Origin of the sequence: Nonomuraea sp. NPDC003709 (assembly GCF_040610775.1) — a bacterium.
Lineage (GTDB): Bacteria > Actinomycetota > Actinomycetes > Streptosporangiales > Streptosporangiaceae > Nonomuraea > Nonomuraea angiospora_A.
Genome location: NZ_JBEXMW010000024.1, coordinates 34,082 through 56,892 on the forward strand (window position 1 = coordinate 34,082; position 22,811 = coordinate 56,892).

Annotated in this window: 23 protein-coding genes; 9 read left to right on the forward strand and 14 right to left on the reverse strand. The window is 69.7% G+C overall.

The genetic code is table 11. From position 1 onward, the window contains the following. The first annotated feature begins 91 nt into the window (after positions 1 to 91). Both glnA and ABZX61_RS49970 read left to right on the forward strand, forming a co-directional pair. Positions 92 to 1,516: a type I glutamate--ammonia ligase gene (glnA, locus tag ABZX61_RS49965; RefSeq protein ID WP_350728806.1), complete on the forward strand. Its 1,425-nt coding sequence runs from the start codon at positions 92 to 94 to the stop codon at positions 1,514 to 1,516. A 725-nt stretch (positions 1,517 to 2,241) separates the two neighbouring features. Beyond that, entirely contained in the window at positions 2,242 to 2,808 is a 567-nt protein-coding gene (locus ABZX61_RS49970) for a hypothetical protein (protein WP_355206143.1), read from the forward strand. 604 nt (positions 2,809 to 3,412) lie between these two features. Here the strand turns inward: ABZX61_RS49970 and ABZX61_RS49975 are convergent. Together ABZX61_RS49975 and ABZX61_RS49980 are read right to left on the reverse strand one after the other, a co-directional pair. Then, positions 3,413 to 3,673, reverse strand: coding sequence for a hypothetical protein (locus tag ABZX61_RS49975; RefSeq protein WP_355206146.1), 261 nt, complete (start codon positions 3,671 to 3,673; stop codon positions 3,413 to 3,415). Between the two features lie 155 nt (positions 3,674 to 3,828). Continuing rightward, entirely contained in the window at positions 3,829 to 3,975 is a 147-nt protein-coding gene (locus tag ABZX61_RS49980; protein ID WP_355206148.1) for a hypothetical protein, read from the reverse strand. A gap of 213 nt (positions 3,976 to 4,188) precedes the next feature. On the opposite strand from ABZX61_RS49980, the gene ABZX61_RS49985 reads away from it, so the two are divergent. Together ABZX61_RS49985 and ABZX61_RS49990 are read left to right on the forward strand one after the other, a co-directional pair. Next, positions 4,189 to 5,025, forward strand: a complete 837-nt coding sequence (locus ABZX61_RS49985; protein ID WP_355206151.1) for a helix-turn-helix transcriptional regulator — start codon at positions 4,189 to 4,191, stop codon at positions 5,023 to 5,025. A 39-nt stretch (positions 5,026 to 5,064) separates the two neighbouring features. Next, complete coding sequence (locus tag ABZX61_RS49990) at positions 5,065 to 5,277, forward strand: DUF397 domain-containing protein (protein ID WP_355206154.1); 213 nt, start codon at positions 5,065 to 5,067, stop codon at positions 5,275 to 5,277. Between the two features lie 198 nt (positions 5,278 to 5,475). On the opposite strand, the gene ABZX61_RS49995 is transcribed toward ABZX61_RS49990, so the two are convergent. Together ABZX61_RS49995 and ABZX61_RS50000 are read right to left on the reverse strand one after the other, a co-directional pair. Continuing rightward, entirely contained in the window at positions 5,476 to 6,177 is a 702-nt protein-coding gene (locus tag ABZX61_RS49995; RefSeq protein WP_350728805.1) for a phenylalanine--tRNA ligase beta subunit-related protein, read from the reverse strand. A gap of 53 nt (positions 6,178 to 6,230) precedes the next feature. Next, positions 6,231 to 7,478, reverse strand: a complete 1,248-nt coding sequence (locus tag ABZX61_RS50000) for an MFS transporter (protein ID WP_355206157.1) — start codon at positions 7,476 to 7,478, stop codon at positions 6,231 to 6,233. 84 nt (positions 7,479 to 7,562) lie between these two features. Between ABZX61_RS50000 and ABZX61_RS50005 the strand changes: the two genes are divergently transcribed. Beyond that, positions 7,563 to 8,429: a LysR family transcriptional regulator gene (locus ABZX61_RS50005; RefSeq protein WP_355206160.1), complete on the forward strand. Its 867-nt coding sequence runs from the start codon at positions 7,563 to 7,565 to the stop codon at positions 8,427 to 8,429. Here ABZX61_RS50005 and ABZX61_RS50010 read toward each other — a convergent pair. From ABZX61_RS50010 to ABZX61_RS50035, 6 genes are all read right to left on the reverse strand, one after another. Further along, positions 8,416 to 8,937, reverse strand: a complete 522-nt coding sequence (locus ABZX61_RS50010) for a GNAT family N-acetyltransferase (protein ID WP_355206163.1) — start codon at positions 8,935 to 8,937, stop codon at positions 8,416 to 8,418. The genes ABZX61_RS50005 and ABZX61_RS50010 overlap by 14 nt on opposite strands. A 93-nt stretch (positions 8,938 to 9,030) precedes the next feature. Then, a complete protein-coding gene (locus ABZX61_RS50015; protein WP_355206166.1) occupies positions 9,031 to 9,795 on the reverse strand; it encodes an amino acid ABC transporter ATP-binding protein in 765 nt (254 codons plus the stop codon). Then, positions 9,792 to 10,703: an amino acid ABC transporter permease gene (locus tag ABZX61_RS50020; RefSeq protein ID WP_355206169.1), complete on the reverse strand. Its 912-nt coding sequence runs from the start codon at positions 10,701 to 10,703 to the stop codon at positions 9,792 to 9,794. The genes ABZX61_RS50015 and ABZX61_RS50020 overlap by 4 nt, the downstream gene beginning before the upstream one ends. Further along, positions 10,700 to 11,626 carry an ABC transporter substrate-binding protein gene (locus tag ABZX61_RS50025; protein WP_355206172.1) on the reverse strand — a complete coding sequence of 309 codons (927 nt, stop codon included), beginning with the start codon at positions 11,624 to 11,626 and terminating at the stop codon, positions 10,700 to 10,702. Before ABZX61_RS50025 ends, ABZX61_RS50020 begins: the two co-directional genes overlap by 4 nt. Beyond that, positions 11,619 to 12,419: a deaminated glutathione amidase gene (locus ABZX61_RS50030; protein WP_350728791.1), complete on the reverse strand. Its 801-nt coding sequence runs from the start codon at positions 12,417 to 12,419 to the stop codon at positions 11,619 to 11,621. Before ABZX61_RS50030 ends, ABZX61_RS50025 begins: the two co-directional genes overlap by 8 nt. Further along, positions 12,416 to 13,303 (reverse strand): hypothetical protein, encoded by an 888-nt coding sequence (locus ABZX61_RS50035; RefSeq protein ID WP_355206176.1) that lies wholly within the window; start codon positions 13,301 to 13,303, stop codon positions 12,416 to 12,418. Before ABZX61_RS50035 ends, ABZX61_RS50030 begins: the two co-directional genes overlap by 4 nt. Positions 13,304 to 13,454: 151 nt before the next feature. On the opposite strand from ABZX61_RS50035, the gene ABZX61_RS50040 reads away from it, so the two are divergent. Beyond that, the gene (locus tag ABZX61_RS50040; protein WP_350728788.1) at positions 13,455 to 14,804 is read left to right on the forward strand and encodes a PLP-dependent aminotransferase family protein; all 1,350 of its coding nucleotides are present in this window, start codon (positions 13,455 to 13,457) and stop codon (positions 14,802 to 14,804) included. Here the strand turns inward: ABZX61_RS50040 and ABZX61_RS50045 are convergent. Beyond that, positions 14,788 to 15,807, reverse strand: a complete 1,020-nt coding sequence (locus tag ABZX61_RS50045) for a hypothetical protein (protein WP_355206179.1) — start codon at positions 15,805 to 15,807, stop codon at positions 14,788 to 14,790. The two genes, ABZX61_RS50040 and ABZX61_RS50045, sit on opposite strands and share 17 nt — an antisense overlap. 47 nt (positions 15,808 to 15,854) lie before the next feature. Further along, on the reverse strand, positions 15,855 to 18,767 hold the full coding sequence (locus ABZX61_RS50050; RefSeq protein WP_355206181.1) for a bifunctional [glutamine synthetase] adenylyltransferase/[glutamine synthetase]-adenylyl-L-tyrosine phosphorylase: 2,913 nt from the start codon (positions 18,765 to 18,767) through the stop codon (positions 15,855 to 15,857). A gap of 75 nt (positions 18,768 to 18,842) precedes the next feature. Here ABZX61_RS50050 and ABZX61_RS50055 point away from each other — a divergent pair, with 75 nt between their 5' ends. After that, the gene (locus tag ABZX61_RS50055) at positions 18,843 to 19,418 is read left to right on the forward strand and encodes an HXXEE domain-containing protein (RefSeq protein WP_355206184.1); all 576 of its coding nucleotides are present in this window, start codon (positions 18,843 to 18,845) and stop codon (positions 19,416 to 19,418) included. Here ABZX61_RS50055 and ABZX61_RS50060 read toward each other — a convergent pair. Next, the gene (locus ABZX61_RS50060; protein ID WP_350728784.1) at positions 19,396 to 20,079 is read right to left on the reverse strand and encodes a type 1 glutamine amidotransferase; all 684 of its coding nucleotides are present in this window, start codon (positions 20,077 to 20,079) and stop codon (positions 19,396 to 19,398) included. The two genes, ABZX61_RS50055 and ABZX61_RS50060, sit on opposite strands and share 23 nt — an antisense overlap. Positions 20,080 to 20,163: 84 nt before the next feature. Between ABZX61_RS50060 and ABZX61_RS50065 the strand changes: the two genes are divergently transcribed. Continuing rightward, positions 20,164 to 21,024, forward strand: a complete 861-nt coding sequence (locus ABZX61_RS50065) for an alpha/beta hydrolase (protein WP_355206188.1) — start codon at positions 20,164 to 20,166, stop codon at positions 21,022 to 21,024. Positions 21,025 to 21,102: 78 nt separating this feature from the next. Here the strand turns inward: ABZX61_RS50065 and ABZX61_RS50070 are convergent, their stop codons facing one another. Continuing rightward, positions 21,103 to 21,816 carry a hypothetical protein gene (locus ABZX61_RS50070; protein WP_350728782.1) on the reverse strand — a complete coding sequence of 238 codons (714 nt, stop codon included), beginning with the start codon at positions 21,814 to 21,816 and terminating at the stop codon, positions 21,103 to 21,105. A gap of 384 nt (positions 21,817 to 22,200) precedes the next feature. Between ABZX61_RS50070 and ABZX61_RS50075 the strand changes: the two genes are divergently transcribed. Then, a complete protein-coding gene (locus ABZX61_RS50075; protein WP_355206192.1) occupies positions 22,201 to 22,791 on the forward strand; it encodes an AAA family ATPase in 591 nt (196 codons plus the stop codon). Positions 22,792 to 22,811: the final 20 nt, after the last annotated feature.

Here is a 22,811-nt window from a genome sequence, read left to right on the forward strand (position 1 = left end):
TGCGTAACATGTGCGAAACAATCGAGACACCACACGGAAACGGCCACGCCCTAGCGTCGGTATGATGGCCAGTCCCCAGGGAGGTTCGAGAGTGTTCAACTCCGCCGACGACGTCCTGAAGTTCATCAGTGACGAAGGGGTGCAATTCGTCGATGTCAGGTTCACCGACCTGCCGGGGACGACGCACCACTTCACCTTCCCGGTAGAAAACTTCAGCGCGAGCGTCTTCACCGACGGACTCATGTTCGACGGCTCGTCGATCCGCGGTTTCCAGGCGATCCACGAGTCCGACATGCTTCTGCTGCCCGACCCGTCCAGCGCCGTGGTGGACCCGTTCCGCCAGCACAAGACGCTCAACCTGAACTTCTTCGTGCACGACCCGCTGACCGGCGAGGCCTACAGCCGCGACCCGCGTAACGTCGCGCGCAAGGCCGAGGAGTTCCTCCGGGGCACGGGCATCGCCGACACGGTCTACTTCGGCCCTGAGGCCGAGTTCTACATCTTCGACGACGTGCGCTTCGAGACGAAGCAGAACGCCGGCTACTACTACATCGACTCCATCGAGGGCGCCTGGAACACCGGCAAGGCCACCGAGGGCGGCAACCTCGGTTACAAGCCGCGCTACAAGGGCGGCTACTTCCCGGTCCCGCCGATGGACCACTTCACCGACCTGCGCTCCGAGATGGTGCGCAACCTCATCGAGTGCGGCATCGACGTCGAGATGCAGCACCACGAGGTCGGCACGGCGGGCCAGGCGGAGATCGACTTCAAGTTCGGCACGCTGCTCAAGACCGCCGACAACCTGATGCTGTACAAGTACATCATCAAGAGCACGGCGCTCGAGTACGGCCACACCGTCACGTTCATGCCCAAGCCGATCTTCGGTGACAACGGCTCCGGCATGCACTGCCACCAGTCGCTGTGGAAGGACGGCTCGCCGCTCTTCTACGACGAGGTCGGCTACGCGGGCCTGTCCGACACGGCCCGCTACTACATCGGCGGCCTGCTCAAGCACGCGCCGTCGCTGCTGGCCTTCACCAACCCGACGGTCAACTCCTACCACCGCCTGGTCCCCGGCTACGAGGCCCCGGTCAACCTGGTCTACTCCCAGCGCAACCGTTCGGCCTGCGTCCGGATCCCGATCACGGGCTCCAACCCGAAGGCCAAGCGCATCGAGTTCCGGGTGCCCGACCCGTCCTGCAACCCGTACTTCGCCTTCGCGGCGATGCTGATGGCGGGCATCGACGGCATCCGCAACAAGATCGAGCCGCCGGAGCCGGTCGACAAGGACCTCTACGAGCTGCCGCCGGAGGAGGCCCGCAACATCCCGCAGGTGCCCGGCTCGCTCACCGACGTGCTCAACGCGCTGGAGGAGGACCACGACTACCTGCTCGAGGGCGGCGTCTTCACGCCTGACCTGATCGAGACGTGGGTCGCGTACAAGCGGGAGAACGAGGTCGACCCGATCCGCCTGCGCCCGCACCCGCACGAGTTCGAGCTGTACTACGACGTGTGATCGGTTACCGCGCGGCGAGCTGCATGTTCATCGCGCGGTTTCCGTCCGGTTCTGCCTCAGTTCCGTTCGAGCGGCGAGCACCGCCTCGATCGCGGCCCGCGTCGACTCGTCGGAGTCCGGCCACAGGTGCCCGTAGGTGTCGGGCGTGGTCTTGGCGCTGCCGGGCCTCGACGACCTTGACGTCAGCGCCCGAGGCGATCACGAGCGACGCGAGGTAGTGCCGCAAGTCGTGGAATCGAAAGCCCGTGGGAAGGTCCTGCACCTTGCCACGGGCTTTCCGCATGGCGCATTCAAGCTTCAAGGCGGCCCACCGGGCCGCACGCGCCGCCGTCAGCGCACGCCGCCGCCTCCCGCTTCACTCCCTGCGGACCGCACGCAAAACGCCGGACCACTGGCGCGGGCGAGTGGATGGGCCGCCACGACAGTACAGAGTGATCACAGGAAGCGCTCATTTCCAGACACGGGGACGAACCGGTCAGCGCACGCGGTCACGCATCCGGTTGCTAGCGGCCGGCGACTGAGGCAGATGACCGTGGAAACGCGGTGGCTCTCCCCCGCCCCCGCTGCCGCTCCGCTATGGGTCGACGGCAGGCGAGATGGACAGCTAGATCGCGGTAGCCGCGTCGGTCTTTCACCCCTTGAACGCGCGCCCGTCCTGCTGGACGATGGAAACGATTGGATCGCCTCGCGCGTGCGGGGCTCCAACAGGAGAAGGGGTCCTGATCATGGACGATCCGCAGAGCATTGTGGACGGCTTGATCAGCAAAGAGCGGGAGGACTATCCGGCAGAGGTAAAGCGGGCAGCTCTCATCCGCATGGACTACGACGATGATGTTAATGACAATAGTAACTATCTCTACCGGATCTGGGCTGCCACCAAGGGGTACACGCTCACTCCCGAGGACAGCGAAACCCTGTTCAACCTCGTCCGTGATGCCATGGACTACAACATCCAGCCGCAACAGGTGGTTTCGCTGCGCAGTATAGATTTTGAGATTTACGAACCCCTCCCATGGGAGGGTGAATATGAATACTTCTTCATCGATCTCAGGAGGCCGGTACACTCACGGGAGGAAGCATCGAAGGAATATCAGCCTGCTGGCGTGTTCGTGGTGCCGGCCATGAGGTCTTTCCAGACCATGAACGACGACTATTCGGAGACATGGAATGGAACCGGCGTCATCGTCGCGGAATATGACGGCTACGTGATGCCGGGCTTCATGCCGAGTATTTTCTACGTCCCTGTCGCGGAAGCCGGGCAAGCGAACCTGGACTGGCGCAGCCGGCATTGATCACGGGAAGGGTCCCCGCCACACAACGCAGGGTTCATCCATCGGCGACTTTTTCTACCTCGGACATGGGTCAGATTGAGACTCCCCAGCCCCGGAACTTGGGTGCGGCGTGCGAGGAGAGCAGGTCAAGGAGCGGCCGGCGAGTGCCCCCGCTAGGGTAGTCGACCACATCACCGCTTCTGACGGTGAGTCCTCCCCTGCTTCTGGTTCTCGTTCTCAGCCGCCGCCTTGTCCATCCTCCTCATGCTTGCCGCCACACCCACCGCGCCGGAGCAGTCTCCCCAGTTCCGTTCCAGTTCCGTCCGACGCCGTAAAACGCCGGAAGTCGACGGGAGACTTGAAGAGCCGTACTGCCTGGTCAGAGCACTACTCGACGTGATCGGCGCAGGTCGTGAAACGGCAGACGGGAGTTCGAGCCGTAATACGACGTGTGATCACTTAAGGCTGTGACCAGGGCAGTAGCGGTTCACGCGCTGGCTACAGGCACAGCCAGGGCGCTTGCACACCGAGAAGGCCATCGGCTCTCCACCATTGAGACCATCGTCGATGGCCTTTCTCATTCCCCAGGCGATCCAGAACAGCGCGCGACGAAGCAGCGGCCCGATTACTGTACGTCTTGATCCGTTGGCGGCCTGACACTGCCCGTCGCCGGAAGAGCCGGCTCCTTTAACGTCCCCGTGGCGGTGAGGAAAGCGGCGAAGCCCATCGAGACCGCGACGAAGGTGCTGCCTCCTGCGCCCAGCGCCGCCAGCGGCTGAGCGCCCAATTCCCTGGCGACGCAGAACGCGAAGAGTCCCGCAATAAGGGCCGTCTGCATCGCATGGACGAGCCAGTGCAAGACGCGTATACGGTGGACCATGATCAAGAAGACCCTCCTTGATCTTGTTAGACCTGAGTGCGGAAGTGGCACGAGAAGCCAGCCGTCAGTTCGCACATGCGTCGTTGCCCTGCGTCATACGACCTGCATCCTCCTGCTGTGGCGTGAGCGTCGAGGCTCCCGAACGAAGTCGGTGACTCAGCTCAGCTCACCTTGATGAAGCGGGCATACCCGGCGAACCGCCCGACTGTGAGGCTATCCCTGAGGGTGCCGGATCGAACGTCTCCGGCAGAACGCAGCACGCCGGCCGGGAAGCGATATTCACTGGCAACATTGGTCTCGTCTTTCACACCTCCCTCTTGAGAAGGCTGATCGGGTCTCCTAGAGTAAAGCCTAGCGGGATTCCCGCTGAGATTCCTTGAGAGAATCCTTGCGATACATAACTCAAGCGTCCCGGTGAGGATTGCAGTGGCTTTGCCAGACGTACGGGATGGTTAGAGCCAAGCAGAGAAGCGGAGGCATCGATGACTCGAGGAAGCCCCACGATCCTCCGCCGACGACTCGTGGCCGAGCTCCGGCGACGGCGCGAGGCGATCGGCCTCAGCGGCCCTCAAGTAGCCAGGGAGCTCAATTGGTCCACGTCTAAGATTTCCAGACTGGAAAACGGGCAGACACTACCTCGCTCCACCGACGTAGAAGCACTGCTCACTCTTTACCAGATTCCGGAGCCAGAACGCACACGTCTCCTTGATCTGGTGCCGCCGTCCACAGCTTCGGAATGGTGGGAGCAGTATGCTGATGCCATCCCGCCGGGATTCATCGACTATCTCGGCTACGAAAGCGGTGCCGAGGAATCATGGGAATGGCAGGCCATAATCGTTCCAGGGCTGCTCCAGACCCCCGACTATGCACGCATGATCATCGATGTCCCTCCTTATAAGGACCTCCTGACGCCACGTCAAATTCGAAGCCGAATCGAGCTTCGCATGGCACGCATAGAGCGCGTCCTCGGCAACTCTTCGGCGAGCTTCAACGTGGTCTTGGATGAATCCACCCTCATGCGACGCGTCGGCGACAACTCCATCATGGCAGCCCAAATACGCCATCTTATGGATGTGGCCGAAACCCCCAACCTCTCCCTCCAGGTCCTACTGAATCGCGAGGGCCTCCCAGGCGGCTACATGCCAAATTTCATTTTACTAAAATTTCCCACCGTTGAAGGCTTTGGCGAAATTCATCCCGAGGTCCTCTACGTAGAGGACGAGTCCGGGGGAAACGTCGACATGGATGAAATGCGGACTCATCGCCAGTTCATGGCTTTCAAGCGTCTAAGTGAAGTCGCGCTCAATCCGCAAGACACGATACGCTTTCTCGAGTCACAAATAGAGAAGTGGGTCTAGAACGGCCCACACCTTGTTAACCATAGAAAGGATGACACGATGAATCAGGTCACCCCTGCTTCACCGAAGGTCTGGCACAGAAGTCTCCAGTGCGGAGCCACTGGGTCGTGCGTCGAGGTCGGCGTTTTCGGGGACGGACGCATCGGACTGCGGGATTCCAAGAATCCATCGGACGGAATAATCGCCCTCTCTCCGGCCGAATACGAGAGCTTTCTCGGGAGAATAAAGCGGGGCGAAGTCAGGCTTGCTTGAACTTCTGTTGACGGACCCTCTGAGTGCGGATCGGCCAATGATCTAGTGACGGCTTGAGCACGGCATCGCCTTCCGGCGGCCCGTCCGTCGAGTTCGGTCGAGGCCAACCACCGACATGACACCTGCGGCCTCAAGCTCGCCGGCCCGCACACGGCGAACGGCCCGGGACCGATCGGCACGGTCCCGGGCCGCTTCATGTCACGCCGGGAACTCGAACCGGGGCTCGGACGGGCCGAGGATCGTGTATTCCGGCAGCGTCATGTGCCAGACGGCGGCCAGTTCGTCCGAGAGCGCGGCCATGAGGGACTCGACGTCCTTCCTGGCGGTGTCGTGCAACGCCTCGGCGACGATCAGGACGTCGGTGGTCGTGTCGCGGACGGCCGAGTGGCCGCTCTGGCGGTTGGTCCAGCGGCGGGCGTGGGCCCTGCCCTCCGCGTCGGCGAAGATCACCTCGCCGGGCGGCGGGTGCTCGGTCTCGCCGGAGAAGGTCAGGTACGTCTCGTCGCCCGCCGCGTACCTGACCTCCACGTACTGCGAGATCTTGGAGACGTCGAACACCGCCACCGGGATCGCGTACGCGATGGAGACCGCGTTGCAGAGGTCGATCAGCGGGTGCAGGCGCGGCAGCGCGCCTTCCTTCCTGAAGCGGCGCAGCAGGGACTCCGAGGCGCAGCGGTACTGGGTCGGTTTGAGGCCCATCTTCGAGAACGCCCGCCGCCACGCCTGGATCGCCGGCAGCTCGCCCTCCGAGGCGGTGGCGAGCCGCTCCGCGGCGAGCTCGCCGAGCTCGAAGAGCTGATCGTCGACGGAGACGTCCGCCGAGACGCCCGACGCGACGAGCACGCCGGGCACGAGCTCCGGGAAGTCCCGCCAGATGTCACTCGAATGCTGGAAACGCACGGTCCACCTCGCCATCCCCGGACAAACCCCAGCCGATCACGATACCCGCATCGTCAGGTCAGGGCGGCCGTGCGGGCGCGCCAGGCGCCCGCCGCGTAGCACAAGCAGGTCAGGGCCGTCAGGACGGCCGCCGCCAGCAGGGGCCGGCCGACCACGCCCATGACCGCCACGCCGAGGGTCGCGCCGGCCTGGCGGAACGCGTTCAGGACGCCGCCCGCGGTGCCCGCCGTCCCCGGCGGAGCGCTGTTGACCATGCCCGCCATCAGCGCGGGCAGCACGAACGACAGCCCGAACCCCATCACCACCAGCCACAACGCCAGCGCGTCCGTGAGGGCGACCCCCGCCAGGCCGGTCGCGAGCAGGGTGAGGCCGCACAGGATCGGCGGGCGCGGGCCGTAGCGGGCCACCAGGCGGCCGGTGAGCAGCGGGTTCACGGCCATGGGGAGGGTGAGCGGCAGGAAGGCCAGCCCGGCGGCCAGCGGGTCCAGGTGGCGGGTGTCCTGCAGCAGGAGGGTGAGGACGAACAGGGCGCCGGAGAAGGCGAAGTTGGCCACCGTGCCGGCGAGCAGTTCGGGCCAGGTGGCGGCGAGCAGGCCGCCGGGCAGCGCGGGGGCGTCGCTGCGGCGCTCCACCGGCACCAGCGCCGCCAGTACGGCCACGGCCGCGACGCCCGCCAGGACCGAGGGGCCGATCAGGGCCTGCGCCACCAGGCCCAGGAACGCGCAGGCCAGCGCCTGGACCCGCCAGTCGATCCCGCGGTGGCCGCGCGGCGAGCTCACCCGGCGCATGGCCAGCAGGCTGATCAGGGCGAGGGGCGGGTTGAGCAGGAAGACCGCGCGCCAGCCGTACAGGTCCACCAGAAGACCGCCGAGCAGCGGACCGGCGGCGAGCGCGGTGCCGGTGATGGCCGCCCACAGGCCGGTGGCGCGGGCGCGGGCGGCCGGGTCGGGGAAGAGCTGCGGGAGCAGGCCGAGCGAGCCGCCCGTGCAGAGCGCGCCCGCCACGCCCAGCAGGGCCCGCAGCCCGACCAGCACGCCCAGGTGCGGCGCGGCAGCGCTCAGCAGCGAGATCGCGCCGAACGCCACCACACCGGCCTTGAAGATCCGGGCCGCGCCGTAGCGGTCGGCCACCGCTCCCCCGACGAGCAGCGAGGCGGCGAAGGCGACCGTGTACGCGTTCACCGCCCACTGCTGCCCGGCCAGCGAACCGCCGAGCGAGGCCCGCAGATCGGGCAGCGCGATCGTCAGCACGGTCGTGTCGAGGATCACGAGGAAGTAGGCGAGGGAGAATCCGAACATCATGCGCCTCAGCCTGCTGAAACGCCACATCCACCCTCAACAGGCGCGGCCTCAGGGTGCGTTCGGGAAAACCGTATGCTGGCGGCCATGGACTTGCGGCAGTTGCGGGGGTTCGTCGCGGTGGCGGGGACGGGCACCGTCACCGGAGCGGCGAACAGCCTCGGCCTCGCCCCCGCGTCGGTGTCGGAGCAGGTGCGCCGGCTGGAGCGGAGCCTCGGGGTCGCGCTCTTCGAGCGCACGCCCCAGGGCATGCGGCTGACCGAGCAGGGCGCCACGCTGCTGGCGCGGGCACAGGGGCTGCTCGACCACGCCGACGAGGTGCGCCGCGCCGTCACCGGGCAGCGGCGCAAGGTGCGGATCGGGGCGCTGGAGATGCTCGCCGCGGCCAGGATGCCCGCCGTGATCCGCCGCCTGTCGGAACGCCGTCCCGACCTGGATGTGGACGTGCGCTCGCACACCAGGCAGTCGCTGCTGGCCGGGGTGGCGGGCGGCGAGCTGGACGCGGTGCTCCTGCTGGACACGGGCCTGCGGATCGGCGGGCTCGGGTTCACCGTGCCGCACGACCCCGGCTCCGGGCCGGTGACGCCCGATCTGGACTTCCTGGACGTGGGTGAGGTCGGGCTGGCGCTGGTCGCGGCGCCGGACGGGGATCGGGAGCCGCTGCTGGTCAGCCCGCCGGGCTGCTCGATCCGGCTGGCCGCCGACCGGGCGTTCGGCGCGGAGGTGCCGCGCAGGGAGCTGACCAGCATCGCCACCGCCCGCGAATGGGCCCGGCAGGGGCTCGGCAGCGCGCTGCTGCCTGACTTCGCGCTGGAGCCGGACCTGGCCTCCGGCGCGTTGGTGCGGCTCGGCTTCGAGGCTCCCGCGCTGGCGCTGCGGCTGGTCTGGCTACGCGGCCGTGAACCCGCTCTGCGCGACGTCCTCTACGCCATGAGCGCCCCTACGGGCGCTTGATGTGGTACGCCACGTGCGGGAACAGAGGATGGTCCGGCGCCAGCCGCGGGTAACCGAAGTCGGTCAGGTGGGTCATCCCCAGGCGCTTCATCACGGCCTGGGAGCGGGTGTTGCTCTTGGCCGTCATGGAGACGATCTCGTCCAGCCCGGCCTTCTCGAACGCGTGCCCGAGCGCCTCCCTGGCCGCCTCGGTGGCGTACCCGTGGCCCCAGGCGGGCCGTGCCAGCCGCCATCCGATCTCCCACGCGGGCAGGAACGGCGCGTCGAACGTCTGCCAGATCAGGCCGGCGAAGCCGATGAACTCGCCGCTCCCGCGCACCTCCAGCGCCCACAGCCCGTAGCCGACCTTGTCGAACTCCTCCTCGATCCTGTCGACGAAGTGGTCGCTCTCCGGGCGGGTGAGCGGGGCGGGGAAGTGCTCCATCACCTCGAGGTCGGCGTTCATCGCGGCGAATGGTTCCCGGTCTTCGTCGCGCCATCTGCGCATGATCAAACGCTGGGTCTCCATCCCACCCACGATAGGCCCGCCCGCGCCTTTCCCACCGATGTCCCATCCGTCCTTCAGGGGGAAGGGGGCGGTCGGAAGGGGCGGTCGTGGGGGCTACAGGACGCGGCTGAGGAAGGCCTTGGTGCGGGGGCTGGTGGGGTTGTCGAGGACCTCCTTCGGCGTGCCCGACTCGACCACGACGCCGCCGTCCATGAACACCACCCGATCGGCCACCTCCCGCGCGAACCCGATCTCGTGGGTCACCACGATCATGGTCAGCCCGTCCTCCGCGAGGCTCTTCATGGTGGCCAGCACCTCACCCACCAGCTCCGGGTCCAGCGCGCTGGTCGGCTCGTCGAACAGCATCAGCTTGGGCCGCATCGCCAGCGCCCTGGCGATCGCCACCCGCTGCTGCTGCCCGCCGGAGAGCTGCCTGGGATAGCTGCCCGCCTTGTCCTCCAGCCCCACGCGGCGCAGCAGGCCGAACGCCCGTTCCCGGGCCTGCTCGCGCGACTCGCGGCGGACGCCGACCGGCGCCTCCATGACGTTCTGCAACACCGTGAAGTGCGGGAACAGGTTGAACTGCTGGAAGACCATGCCGATCTCCCGGCGCTGGCGGGTGATGTCGCGCTTGCGCAGGTGCCGCACCTTGCCGCCGGACGCCTGGAACCCGATCAGCTCCCCGTCCACGAAGATGGAGCCGCCGTCGATGGTCTCCAGGTGGTTCACGCAGCGCAGGAACGTCGACTTGCCCGACCCGGAGGGGCCGAGGATCACCACGACCTCCCCCGCGTGGACATCCAGGTCGATGCCCTTGAGGACCTCGAGGTGGCCGAAGTGCTTGCGTACGGCGTGGGCGTGGACCATGGGGACGGTCATGACGTCACCTCCGGGGGACGGCGCCGGCGGAAGGTCAGGAAGGCCCAGAAGCTCTGCGGCGCGTGCCTGGTGGCCCCGCGGGCGTAGTGCCGCTCGATGAACGACTGGCCGACGTACAGGATCGAGGTGATGACCAGGTACCAGACGCAGGCGACGATCAGCAGCGGGATGGTCTGGAAGGTGCGGTTGTAGATCGACTGCACCGTGTACAGCAGGTCGGCCAGGGCGATGACGCTCACCAGCGACGTGGCCTTCAGCATGCTGATCACCTGGCTGCCGGTGGGCGGGATGATGAACCGCATGGCCTGCGGCAGCACGATCCTGCGGAAGGTGCGCGCGTTGCTCATGCCGAGCGCCGAGGCGGCCTCGGTCTGCCCGGGGTCCACCGACATGAGGCCGCCGCGGATGATCTCCGCCATGTATGCGCCCTCGTTCAGCCCGAGCCCGAGGACGGCCGCGAGCAGCGGGGTGATGACCAGGTTCGTGTCGGCGCTGATGAACTCCGGGCCGAACGGGACGCCGAGGGAGACCTTGGGCAGCAGGTACGACAGGTTGTACCAGAGCACGAGCTGCACCAGCACCGGCGTGCCGCGGAAGAACCACACGTAGAGCCCGCAGGCCGCCCGCGCGACGGGGTTCTCGGAGAGCCGGCCGATGGCCAGCAGCACCCCGAGCACCACGCCCACGAACATCGCGATCACGGTGAGCAGCAGCGTGGTGAAGACGCCCTGGCCGATGACCTGCGCGTTGACGTACTTGAAGACCACGTCCCACTGGAAGTTGGGGTTGGTGACCAGCAGGCTCACGAGCTGGGCGGCCAGCACCAGCAGGATGATCGAGGCCACCCAGCGCAGCGGATGGCGCGTGCGGGACGCGCCCGCGACGTCGACGTCCGGCAGTCCGCTCATGACCCCGCCAGGTTGACGCCGGCCTTGTCCAGCTTGTTGTCGGAGGTGCCCCACTTGTCCATGATCTTGGCGTAGGCGCCGTTGTCGATCAGCTTCTGGATGCCGTCCTTGACCACGTCACGCAGCGGCGAGTCCTTGCCGACGACGGCCCCTTGGAAGAGGTCGTCGAAACCGTTGCTCTGCCCCTTGCCCGCCAGCTCCAGCTTGCCGCCGGACTGCGACACGAAGTACGTGAGCGGCGCCTGCGAGGAGAAGAACGCGTCGGCCCGGCCCGAGCTGACCGCCAGCACCGAGGTGGGCTGGTCCTTGTACGACTGCACGGTGATCTTCGGCTTGCCGTCCTTGGCGCAGGCCTCGGACTGGTTCTTGATCACGGCTTCGGCGGAGCCGCCGGCCATGACCGAGATCTTCAGCCCGCACGTGTCGGCCACCGAGTTGATCTTCTTGGGGTTCCCCTTCGGCACGGCGAAGACCACGAACTCCTTGACCCAGTCCACGAAGTCGTTGGACTTCTGCCGGTCCGGGAAGTCGCCCACCGGGCCGATGGCCAGGTCGTAGCGGCCCGACGCGATGCCGGTGAGCTGGCTGGGCAGGCCGTCCACGGTGACGTGCTCGATCTTGACGCCGAGCACCTGGCCGAGGGCCTCCGACAGGTCGGCCGCGGCGCCGGTCATGGACTTGCCGTCCGCCCCGGCGATCTCGTACGGCGGGAACGAGCCGTTGTTCACCGAGACCAGCTTGCCGGCGGTCTTCACCTTGTCGGGCAGCCGGTCGTACAGGGCCTGGTCCTTGCCCTGGGCGGCCACGGTGCCGGAGGGGGCGGACTGGGAGCTCAGCGCGCCCTGGGCCTCCTCCGGGTTGGCGCCGCAGCCGGCAATCAGGAGGGCGGCGCCGAGCAGGGCAGCCGTCGCGTACTTAGACATCTCGCTCCAATCGGGGGTCGACGGCGAAGCGCCGGTTCTCGAGGACGGGGAGGCTGAGGCGGGCTCGCTCGAGCTCTTCCATGGAGGCGTCGGCCCAGAGCAGGCCCGGCGCGTCGCCGAGGCGGGCCCGGGTGATGCCGAGCGGGTCGACGACCATGCTCGCGCCGATGTTGCGGCGGCCGCACTCGCCGGAGGCGGCCAGGTACACGGTGTTCTCCAGGGCGCGGGCGGTCACCATGACCTCCCAGTGCCATTCCTTGGCCGGGCCGCGCACCCACGCGGTGGGCAGCGCGATCACCTGGGCGCCCTGGTCGGCCAGGAGCCTGGCCAGCTCGGGGAAGCGCACGTCGTAACAGGTCATCATGCCGACCTTCCAGCCGGCCACGTCGATCACCACGGGCGCGTTCGTGCCGGGCACGACGTTGTCGGACTCGCGCCGGCCGAAGGCGTCGTACAGGTGCAGCTTGGTGTACGTCCCGACGATCTCGCCGTCCCTGGCGGCCACCAGGACGTTGAACACACGGCCGTCGCCCGACGGGGTGTGCACGCCGACGATCACGGTGGTGGACGAGCCGCGCGTGCGCTCGACCAGCCCGCTGACGAACGGCCCGTCCAGCGGCTGTGCGGCCTCGCGGATGCGCGTCGGCTCGTCGACGAACAGGGCCATCGCGCCCTCGGGCAGGACCAGCAGGTCGGCGCCGCCCTCGGCGGCCCGGTCGATCAGGTCCTGGCAGGTCTTGAGGTTGTCCGTCCAGTCCTCCGAGGACGCGAACTGTCCAACGGCGATTCTCATCTGTCGAAGACCTCCTCGGGTCGGATGCGGCGGTTCGAGATGCCCTGGGCGTGCAGTTCCTCGCAGAAGGCGGCGATCATGGCGGCGTTGGGCCCGACGCCGTACGGCATCCAGTCGGGGCCGAAGGTCCGCGCCGTCTCCGTCAGGTCGGCGAGCAGCCAGGGCGTGGTGTCGGTGAGCAGCCGCCGCCGGGCCAGCCAGTGCCGCTTGGAGCGTTCGAGCAGGTCCTGAACGGCCCGCGGCAGCCCAGGGTCGCGCTCGACGGCCTCGCGCTTCAGCGTCACGAGGTGGATGCCGGGCACGAAGCCGGTCTCCCGGTAGTAGGCCAACTCGGCGGCGCGGTGGTCGGCGAGCAGGTGGCGGAAGCGGCTGTCCGGGGTGAAGAACTCGTCGGGCATGAACGGAGTCATGATCGCGTCGTAACGGCCCTCGGCGAGCCCTTCGGCGAGGCCGTCGCCGGTCAGCGAGACGTTGTCGGGGAACGGGACGGGGCCGACGCGGTCCTTGCCGGTCTCCCCGGCGACCAGCGGGCCGACGGTCCACTCGATGCCCCTGATGTCCACGCCGGCGGCCCTGAGCAGGGCGCGCGTCCAGGTGTTGCCGGAGTCCGGCCAGCCGGTCAGGCCGATGCGGGCGCCCTTGAGCTCCTCCAGCGAGGTCAGCTCGCTGTCACGGCGGACCAGGACGCACCGGTGCCGGAAGCCGCGCATCACGAACACCGGCAGACCCACCAGGCGGTCGTCGCCCGCGGCGCGGCCGAGCACGTACCTGCTGAAGGACGTCTCACCGCCGTCCAGGCCCGGCTCGCTCAGGACGTCCGGGGTGACGGCGCGGGACTCGAGGTCCAGCTCGAACCCCTCGGGCCGCACCTCCCCCGTCGCCACCGGTACGAGATGGTCCCAATCCCGCAGACCCAACCGAATATGCACAAACACCCCAAAGTTCCCTTGCTTTGAATTGCTGGAAACCTTATGTTCAGGCAACGTCCCACACAAGACGATCTTTGTTGCTGAACAAAGATTTACAGGAGGTCATGTGGAATCCGCCTGGCTGGCGCAGCGCATCGGCGAGCCGACCGCACGCGGGATAGCCGCCGCCCTGACCGACCTGATCAGGCAGGGCACGGTCACCGCGCAGACGCGCCTGCCGACCGTGCGCAGCCTGGCCAGGGAGCTGGGCGTGAGCTCGGGGACCGTCGCGGAGGCCTGGTCGGAGCTGCGGCGGCACGGGATGATCCACACCGATCGCCGCCGTGGCACGGTGGTGCTCGGGCCGCCCGACGTGCCCCGTCCCATCCGTTACGAGCGCATCGGCCACTGGGGCGACCGGCTGGCGATCGACCTGGCCATCGCCTCCCCGGACCCGGCGCTGCTGCCGCCGCTGGAGGCCGCGCTGATCGCCGCGGCCGGGGCGGAGGGGCTCAACGACTACGCCCGCGAGACGATCACGCCGCGGTTGCGTGCCGCCGTGGAGCCGGACTGGCCGTTCCCGGCGCAGGGCTGGCTCGCGGTCGGCGGCGGGTACGAGGGGGTGCAGCTGCTCTGCCAGACGACCGCGCTGCCCGGCGACCGGATCGCGATCGAGGAGCCGACCGCCGCCCGGCTGCTGGACATCCTGGAGACGATCGGCGTCCAGATCGTGCCGGTGGCCTGCGACGAGCAGGGGCCCGTCCCCGAGTCGCTGGCCAAGGCGCTGCGGGCCAGGCCGGTGGCGTTCGTGTACCAGCCGCGCGGCCAGTCGCCCTGCGGCCACGCCGTGACCGCCGAGCGCTCGGCCGAGCTGGCCGCCCTGCTGGAGCCGACCTCGACGCTCATCGTGGAGGACGACGGGATCGGCGAGCTGTCGGTCTCGCCGATGGTGAGCATGGGGACGCGCTTCCCCGACCGCACGGTGCTGGTGCGCTCGTACTCCAAGTCGCACGGCCCCGACCTGCGCATCGCGATCATCGGCGGGGCGGCGGACGCGGTCGAGCGGGTGCGCGTGCTGCGGAGCTTCGGCATCGGCTGGACCAGCAGGATCCTCCAGGACACGCTGGCCCACCTGCTCGGGGACGACGAGGTGCGCGAGCGCGTGGCGCACGCCCGGACGGTCTACGCCGGGCGGCGGGCGCGGCTGAAGTCGGAGCTGGCGGAGCGCGGTGTGCCCACCGGCGGCGGCGACGGGCTGGTCCTGTGGGTGCCGGTGCGCGAGGAGTCGGCGGCGCTGGTCACCCTGGCCGCGCACGGCATCTCCGTGGCGGCCGGCAGCCGGTACGTGATCGGCCCCGCGACCACGCACCACCTGCGCCTGGCCACGGCCCGGCTCACCGACGACCCCGGCGAGCTGGCGGCCCTGGCCGACGTGATCACCCTGGCGGCCAGGGGCGGGCTCAGCGGCGGCTCTTGATCCCGGTCAGGCGGCGCAGCACGTCCCACCAGAACGACGCCCCGAACAGCAGCGCCACGTACGTCAGCAGGAAGCCGGGCCAGTGGCTGGGTGTGGTGATCCGCTGCCACCACAGGCCGCCGTTCCAGTGCACGGACGGGTCGCCCTCCGCCGGGATCGACACGCTGACCAGCGCATGGTCGAGCATCTTGACCAGCGCGGGCTGGCTCAGCGTCTCGGTGACGCACGGCACCGGGTCGCCGCCCGTACAGCGTGCCTTGAGCTCGTTGTACGCGTCCGTCCCCGACCCCGCCACGGCCGTCACCGAGGCGCGGAAGGCGTTGTCGCGCAGCAGCGTCTTGGCGTACTCCAGCCCGTCCATCGTGAACACCAGCGTCACGACCACGCCGAGCACGGCCACGACCCACTTGACGTAGCGCTTGTAGAGCATGGACAGCCGCTGCATCTCGCCGTCGAACCAGCTCTCCACCCCCTGCCGGAACCGGTCGAGGTCGCGCTGCGCGGTCTCCCACACGCCCTTGAGGTGGCCGTAGAGCGGGCTGCGCATGGCCTTGAGCTTCTCCAGGAGCCCCTCGACCCCGTCCGGCTCCCCCGCGGCCAGCTCCATCAGGGCCACCGCGAAGCGCGCGGGAGGGATGTTGGAGATGCTGGTACGGCCCTTCTTCGGATGGTCGATCCCCTGGACCCGCTGGTAGAGCAGGTTGACCATGGCGTCCTCGGCCTTGGTCTCCTGCGCCGGCAGCGCCCCCGGCTCGGGAGGCGAGGGCTGATCGCTGTGCTTGGGCCGGGGGTCGCGTATGAAGGGCAGCGCCGCGAAGACGTCACGCACCTTGGCGGGCAGCCACGACCTGCCCTGCGCGTCGGAACCGTCCATGGTGTCCCTGAGGTAGGCCCACAGGAACTTGCTGCGGATGGCGAGCACCCGCACGAACGCCTCGTTGAGCCCGCTCACCAGCAGTGACAGCAGCAGGAACGACACCACCAGGCCCAGGGCCAAATCCACGTAAACGGATAACACGCGGGCTTTGATACACCCGTACGCGCTGCCGATCAAGCCCCGTAGAAAACTCTGTCCATCACTTGTCGTGCGCGGCGGGTCACCCGGCGGTAGTCGTCGAGGAAGTCCTCCGAGCCGTCCGGCGGGTAGCCGAGCGTCTGGGCGATCAGCTTCCGCTCGCCGGAGTCGCGCGGGACGGTGTCGCCCGGGCGGCCCTTGACCAGCATGATCGCGTCGCGGATGCGGGAGGCGAAGCGCCACGCCTCGACCAGCACGGCCTCGTCGGCCGGGGCGAGCAACCTCTCGGCCACGGCCGCGCGCAGGGCGTCGAGCGTGCGGGTGGTGCGCAGGGACCCCAGCGTGCCCGCGTACCGCAGTTGCAGGAGCTGGGCCACCCACTCCACGTCGGACAGCCCGCCGGGGCCCAGCTTGGTGTGCAGGCCGGGATCGGCGCCGCGCGGCAGCCGCTCGGCCTCCATGCGGGCCTTGAGCCGCCTGATCTCCCTGACCGCGTCGTCGGGCAGGCCGCCCTTCGGGTAGCGCAGCTCGTCGACCATCGCGGTGAACTCCCGCCCCAGCTCCGCGTCGCCCGCCGAGAACCTGGCCCGCAGCAGCGCCTGCGACTCCCACGGCGACGACCAGCGCGCGTAATAGGCGCGGTAGGAGGCCATCGTCCGCACCAGCGGGCCCTGGCGCCCCTCGGGACGCAGGTCGGGGTCGATGATCAGGGGCGGGTCGGGGGCGGGCAGCGAGAGCAGCCGGCGCACCTCGTTGGCCACGGCGAAGGCGGCGTCGGTGGCCTCGCGCTCCGCCACGCCCGGCAGCGGCGAGTGCACGAACATGACGTCGGCGTCGCTCGCGTAGGAGCTCTCCATGCCGCCGAGCCGGCCCATCGCGATAATGGCGAACCTCGTGACGCGGGGGACCTTGGCGAGGGCGACGTCGAGGGTGGCCTGGAGGGTCACGTCGGTCAGGGACGACAGGGCGCCGCCGACCGTCTCGATGTCGATGAGCCCGAAGATGTCGGCCACGGCCGTCCGGAACAGCTCTTTTCTCCGCAGCGCCCGCACGGCCGCGACGGCCGGCTCGGGGTCGCCCTGGTGCCTGGAGACCGCCGCCGAGGCCTCGCCGGCCAGCGACTCCCGGGAGCGCACGGCGAGCTCGTCGTCCGAGCCCAGCATCGCGACCGCCTCGGGCGCGTTCATGATCAGGCCGGTCGCGTAGCGGCTGGTGCCGAGCACGCGCGACATCCTGGAGGCCACCGCGGTCTCGTCGCGCAGCAGCCGCAGATACCAGGGCGTGCTGCCCAGCTTGTCGCTGACCTGCCGGAACCCGAGCAGCGCCGCGTCCGGGTCGGGCGTATCGGCGAACCACCCCAGCATGACGGGCAGCAGCGTGCGCTGGATGGCCGCCCGCCTGGACACGCCCGCGCTGAGGGCGGCGATGTGGTGCAGCGCGCCTGTGGGATCGACGTAGCCGAGCGCTTCGAGCCTGGCCTTGGCCGCCGTGGTCGACAGCCGCGCCTCCGACTCCTGCAGCCGCGAGACCGCCTGGAGCAGCGGCCGGTAGAACAGCTTCTCGTGCAGCCGCCGCGCCTCCATGGCGTGCCGCCGCCACCGCGCCGTGAACTCCCCCACCGGGTCGGTCTGCATGCCGAGCGCGCGGCCCAGCCTGCGCAGGTCGGACTCGTCAGTGGGCACGATGTGGGTGCGCCGCAGCCGGTGGAGCTGCAGGAGGTGCTCGATCTGGCGCAGGTACGAGTACGCCTCAGCCAGCCCGCGCGAGTCGTCGCGGCCGACGTAGCCGCCCCGGGACAGCGCCGCCAGCGCGGGCAGCGTGGCCCTGCGGCGCAGCAGCGGATCGAGCCTGCCGTGGACGAGCTGGAGCAGCTGCACCGCGAACTCGATGTCGCGCAGCCCGCCCGGCCCCAGCTTGAGCTGGCGGTCGCCCTCGGCGCGCACGTGGGCCTCGACCCGGCGGCGCATGGCCTGCACGTCCTCGACGAAGTGCTCACGCGTGGCCGCCGTCCACACGAGGTCGTTGACCGCCTCGACGTAGGCCGAGCCGAGCTCCATGTCGCCCGCGACCGGCCGGGCCTTGAGCAGCGCCTGGAACTCCCACGTCTTGGCCCAGCGCCGGTAGTAGGCCAGGTGGCTGCCGAGCGTGCGCACCAGCGGGCCCGACCTGCCCTCCGGCCGCAGGCCCGCGTCCACCTCCCACAGGGAGCCCTCGGACGTGGTGGCGGAGCAGGCCCGCATCATGGCCTGGGCCAGCCGGGTCGCGGTGCGCAGCGCCTTGGTCTCGTCGGCGCCCTCGCGCGGCTCTGCCACGAAGATCACGTCGACGTCGCTGATGTAGTTGAGCTCCCTGGCGCCGCATTTGCCCATGCCGATGACCGCCAGACGTACCTCGCCGTCGTCGACCTCGGCCCGGGCGATGGCCAGCGCGGCCTCCAGCGCGGCGCCCGCGAGGTCGGACAGCTCCGCCATGACCTCGGCCAGCGTGGCCTCTCCCGTGAGGTCGCGGGCGGCCAGATGCAGCAGTCGGCCCCGGTAGGCCACGCGCAGCGCCTCCAGCGGGCGCTCCGCGGTGGCGGCCTCCCCCGGCTGTGCGCCGACCGCCTTGAGCAGCTCGGCCCGCGCGTCGCCCGGCAACGGCGCGGCCAGGAGTGCCACCTGGCCGGGGTGGCGCACCAGATGCTCGCCGAGTGCGGCGCTGACGCCCAGGACGGCCAGCAGCCTCGTGCGCAGCCCCTCGTCGCGGCGCAGGACGTCGAGCACGGCGGGATCGCGCTCGGCCAGGCGGGTCAGCGAGACCAGCGCCTCGTCGGGGTCGGCCACGTCCACCAGGAACTCCAGGAGCTCTTCCACTTCGGCTCCGGCCTGCCGGACGAGCTGGGCGGCCCTGGCGCCGTCGGCGAAGCCGAGCCTGGCCAGCCGCGCGGCGGTGGATTCGATCCTGGGCACCCCTCCATCTTGACAGGACTTCGGCCGTAGCATAGAAACGCAACGTTGCGTTGCATTTTAGGGAGGCGATCGGCGATGGTTCCGCCTGCCGTCACGTGGGGCCTGCTGGCCGCGTGGGCGGTGCACGACGTGGAGGAGCTGGCGACCATGGCGGGCTGGACGCGTTCGGCCCGGCCCCGGCTGGAGGAGCGGCTGCCGTGGGTGCCGTGGGAGCGGCTGGAGGTCTCGCAGCGGCACGTGAACGTGGCCATCGGCCTCATGGGCGGGGTGATGGCGGGGGCCTCGGCGCTGGGGGCGCGTACGGGCGGGCGGAGCCCGGTGTTCCAGGCGGCGCTGCTGGGGTTCGGGGCGCACGGGGTGATGCACCTGGCGCAGGCCGCGGTGACGCGGGGATACACGCCGGGGGCGGTGACCGCGCCCGTGGTGGTCATCCCGTTCTCGGTGTGGGCCTGGCGGCGGCTGCGGGCCGAAGGGGTGCCGGTACGGACGGGGGCGTCGGGCTGGGCGGGCCTGGCCGCGCTCCCGGTCGTGCTGGCCGGCGTGCACGCCGCGGCCCACGGCCTGACCCGGCCCCGCTCGGACAGGGCCGTTTGCTCGGACACGGCCGGGGCCGGGCGGACGCGGTGGTTCAGGCGCGGCCGCCGGTCCTGACCACCTCCGCGAACGCCTCCGCCACCGGCCGCCAGGTGGCCACGAGCTCGCTCTCGGCGGTCTTGACCGCGGTGTTGAGCTCCTCGGCCGCGTCCAGCCCCGACCCGTCGGTCCAGGACGTGAAGATCTCCGGCGTGGCCTCGGGGTGGAACTGGATCGCCCACGCGGCCTCCCCGAGCCGGTAGGCCTGGTTCGGGTACTGCGCACCGGTCATCAGCGGCACCGCGCCGTCGGGCAGCCGCGTCATCGCGTCCTGGTGGTACTGGACGGCCACCGCCGTCCCGACCCCGGCCAGCAGCCGGTCGTCGGCGGCCGCGGGCAGCGCGACCACCTCGCAGGCGCCCACCTCGAGCCCGTTCGTCCCCCGCTCGACGGTGCCGCCGCAGGCCATGGTCAATAACTGCGCCCCCAGGCAGACGGCCAGCGTGGGCGTGCCCTCCTCCACGGCCCGGCGCAGCAGGTCGCGGGTGGCGGGCTGCCAGGGGCTCCGCTCGTCCTCCCAGGCGGCCGCCGCACCGCCGAGCACGATCAGCCCGTCCGCCGGGCGCGCGGGGATCTCCTCGCCGAGGTACGGCCGGACGACGTCGCAGGGCAGCCCCAGCCAGTCACCGAGGTATCCGAGCCCGGCCTCGTCCTCGTGCTGAACAACGGTGATACGCATATCAGGGCATTATCCGGAATATCACTACAATTCCCCACACCGCCCCCCTGCCCGCCCGATCACCCGGATGCCTAAGCTCCGACCATGAGCTTCGAGTTGGACGATGTCGGCGGTCTGCGGATCGCCAGGTTCGGCACGGGACCGCGCACGATCATCGCGGTCCACGGGATCACGGCCTCCCTGATGACCTGGGGCGCGGTGGCGCGGCGGCTGCCCGAGGAGTGGTCGATGGTCGCCATGGACCTGCGCGGTCGCGGGCACAGCGCCTCGCTGCCCGGGCCGTACGGGCTGCCGAGGCACGCCGAGGACGTGCTGCGCGTCGCCGACCACGTGGGGGCGGGCCCGGACGCGGTGCTGACGGGGCACTCGATGGGCGCGTACGTGGCCGCCCTGGCCGCCGCGGAGCGGGACTTCGCGCGGGTCGTGCTGGTGGACGGCGGCCTGCCCTTCCCTCCGCTGCCCGAGGGGGTGGACGTCGACAAGGAGATGGAGGCCACGCTCGGGCCGGCGCTCGCCCGGCTGCGCCAGACGTTCCCCACCGCGGACGCCTACGTCGACTTCTTCAAGGCACACCCGGCCTTCGCCGGCCACTGGAACGCCGACGTGGAGGCGTACGTCCGCTATGACCTGACGGGCCCGGACGGGGCGCTCAGGTCGCGGGTGGCCCCGGAGGCGGTGCTGCAGGACGGACGCTGGCTGCGCCTGGAGTCGGAGGCCATCGCCGCCGCCCTGACCGCCATCACGTCACCGCTCTCCCTCCTCAGGGCGCCGCGCGGCCTGCTCAACCAGGACGTCGGCATGCTGCCCGACGACCTGGCCCGCCCCTGGTCCGCCCGCCTCCCGGGGCTGCGGGACGAGGTGATCCCGGACTGCAACCACTACACGATCCTGTTCGACGACCGCTGCGTCTCGTCCGTCGTCACCCACCTCACCGGCTCCTCCTGACAAGGCGCGGGCCGTGGACGCGGAACGGCCCCCGAGCGGTGCTCAGGGGCCGTTCTCCGAGATCGCCGGGACCGCAGGTCAGCGTGGAGCGATCCAGGTGGCGCGGGCGGCGGCGACCAGCGTGCCGTCCGCCTCGTAGATGGCGCTCTGGCCGTACATCTTGCGGCCGTCGCGGCCGGTCGGGCGGGCCACGACGGAGTAGCGGCCGCCGGGGTGGACCGGGCGGTGGATCTGCACGGCCAGGCGGCCGAGCAGCGCGCTCTCACCCGGGCCGAAGTGGGCCCAGCCAGTGATGCAGTCGAGCACGGCGCCCACGATCGAGGCGGGCACGCCGTCCTCGCCCGTCACCGTGAACGGCACCCGCCAGCCGGCCGCCACCAGGTCCGTGCCCTCCACCGGGCCGGGGAAGATGCGCAGGCCGTCACCGGGCTCGCGCAGCCCGCAGGCGAAGCACTCGGCGAACGGGTGCGCCTTCAGACCCACGAACCCCGCCTCGGCGCGGGCCGCGTCGTTGAACGGCACGAACCCCGGGCCCTCCAGGTCCTCGGCCACGGGAATGGCCTCGACCAGCAGCTTGTCGCCGTCATAGAGGGAGACGGAGTTGGCGACGTGCTCCAGGCGCAACTCGGTTCGCAAAGGGGTCGGCGCATGCAACGTGACCTCGACCGCTGATCGGCCCCCGTTCAGCGCCTCCGCCATGGTGCCCGCGATCCAGCCGCCGTTGGCGACTCCCGCCGGGCCCCGGAAGCGCTCCGGAACCGTCAGCACTGTCTGCAGGGCAGACGTCGTCATGCCACACCCTCCAATATCGCCACGTACGGCGACAAGTCCATAAATGTCAATAGAAGCAGGCCGATTTTACTGGACGCCCGGTTTCACCAGATCTCGGGGGTCCTGAGGCTGATCGACACCACCACATAACGCCTCGAAGGGGCCCGAAACTTCCCGCCCATCGACACGCTATGCGCCACACATCGCCGGGATGTGACCCGGAGGTTAGAAGCAACGAAAATCGGCCCCACTCCGGGCTTCCCCGATGTGAGGCCGATCAAGGCGTTCCCTTTACCCTATCCCGGGTTTCCCTTGGCCCGTGACAAAACCGCCCGATCCCAAGTGCGCGTCCGGGGCCAACCTCGGAGAAGCTGTAAGCAACACGACAGAAGCGGGGGTGGGTCTGTGCAGGCGGCGAGGTTGCGGTTTCCGCCGGGGTCGCTGGTCATCTTGACGGGGTTGCCGGGCGCGGGGAAGACCACGCTGCTGCGGCGCCTGTACGGACTGCACGGCGCGGAGAGCCTGCCCGTCACCGTCGGCACGGTCGTGGTGATCGACACCTACCAGTCCAAGCGGCACTGGCACGAGCGGCTCGGCTGGGCTCCCGGCCCGCTACGCCGCGTCGTGGTCTTCGTCACCCACCTGAGCCGCATCCGCCGCGCCCTGGTCCTGGGGCACTCGATCATCGCCCACAACCGGGGCTGCGCGCCGTACGTGCTGCGGGGTTTCGCCTGGCTGGCCCGCAGGCACCGGGCGAGCTTCCACTTGCTCCTGCTCGACGCGCCGCCGGAGGAGGCGCTGGCGGGGCAGCTGGCCAGGGGCCGGGTGGTCGCGCCCAAGACATTCGCGCGCCATCAGCGCAGGTGGGAGAGCCTGTCGGCCAGGGTGAAGTCCGGCGACCCCGGGCCCGCCACCGGCGCGTTCATCGTCGACCGGGTCCAGGCCGGGCTGCTCCAGGAGATCGTGTTCGACCGGACGCCGACACGCACGCGATGAGATTTCCGCGCGCCGGATGT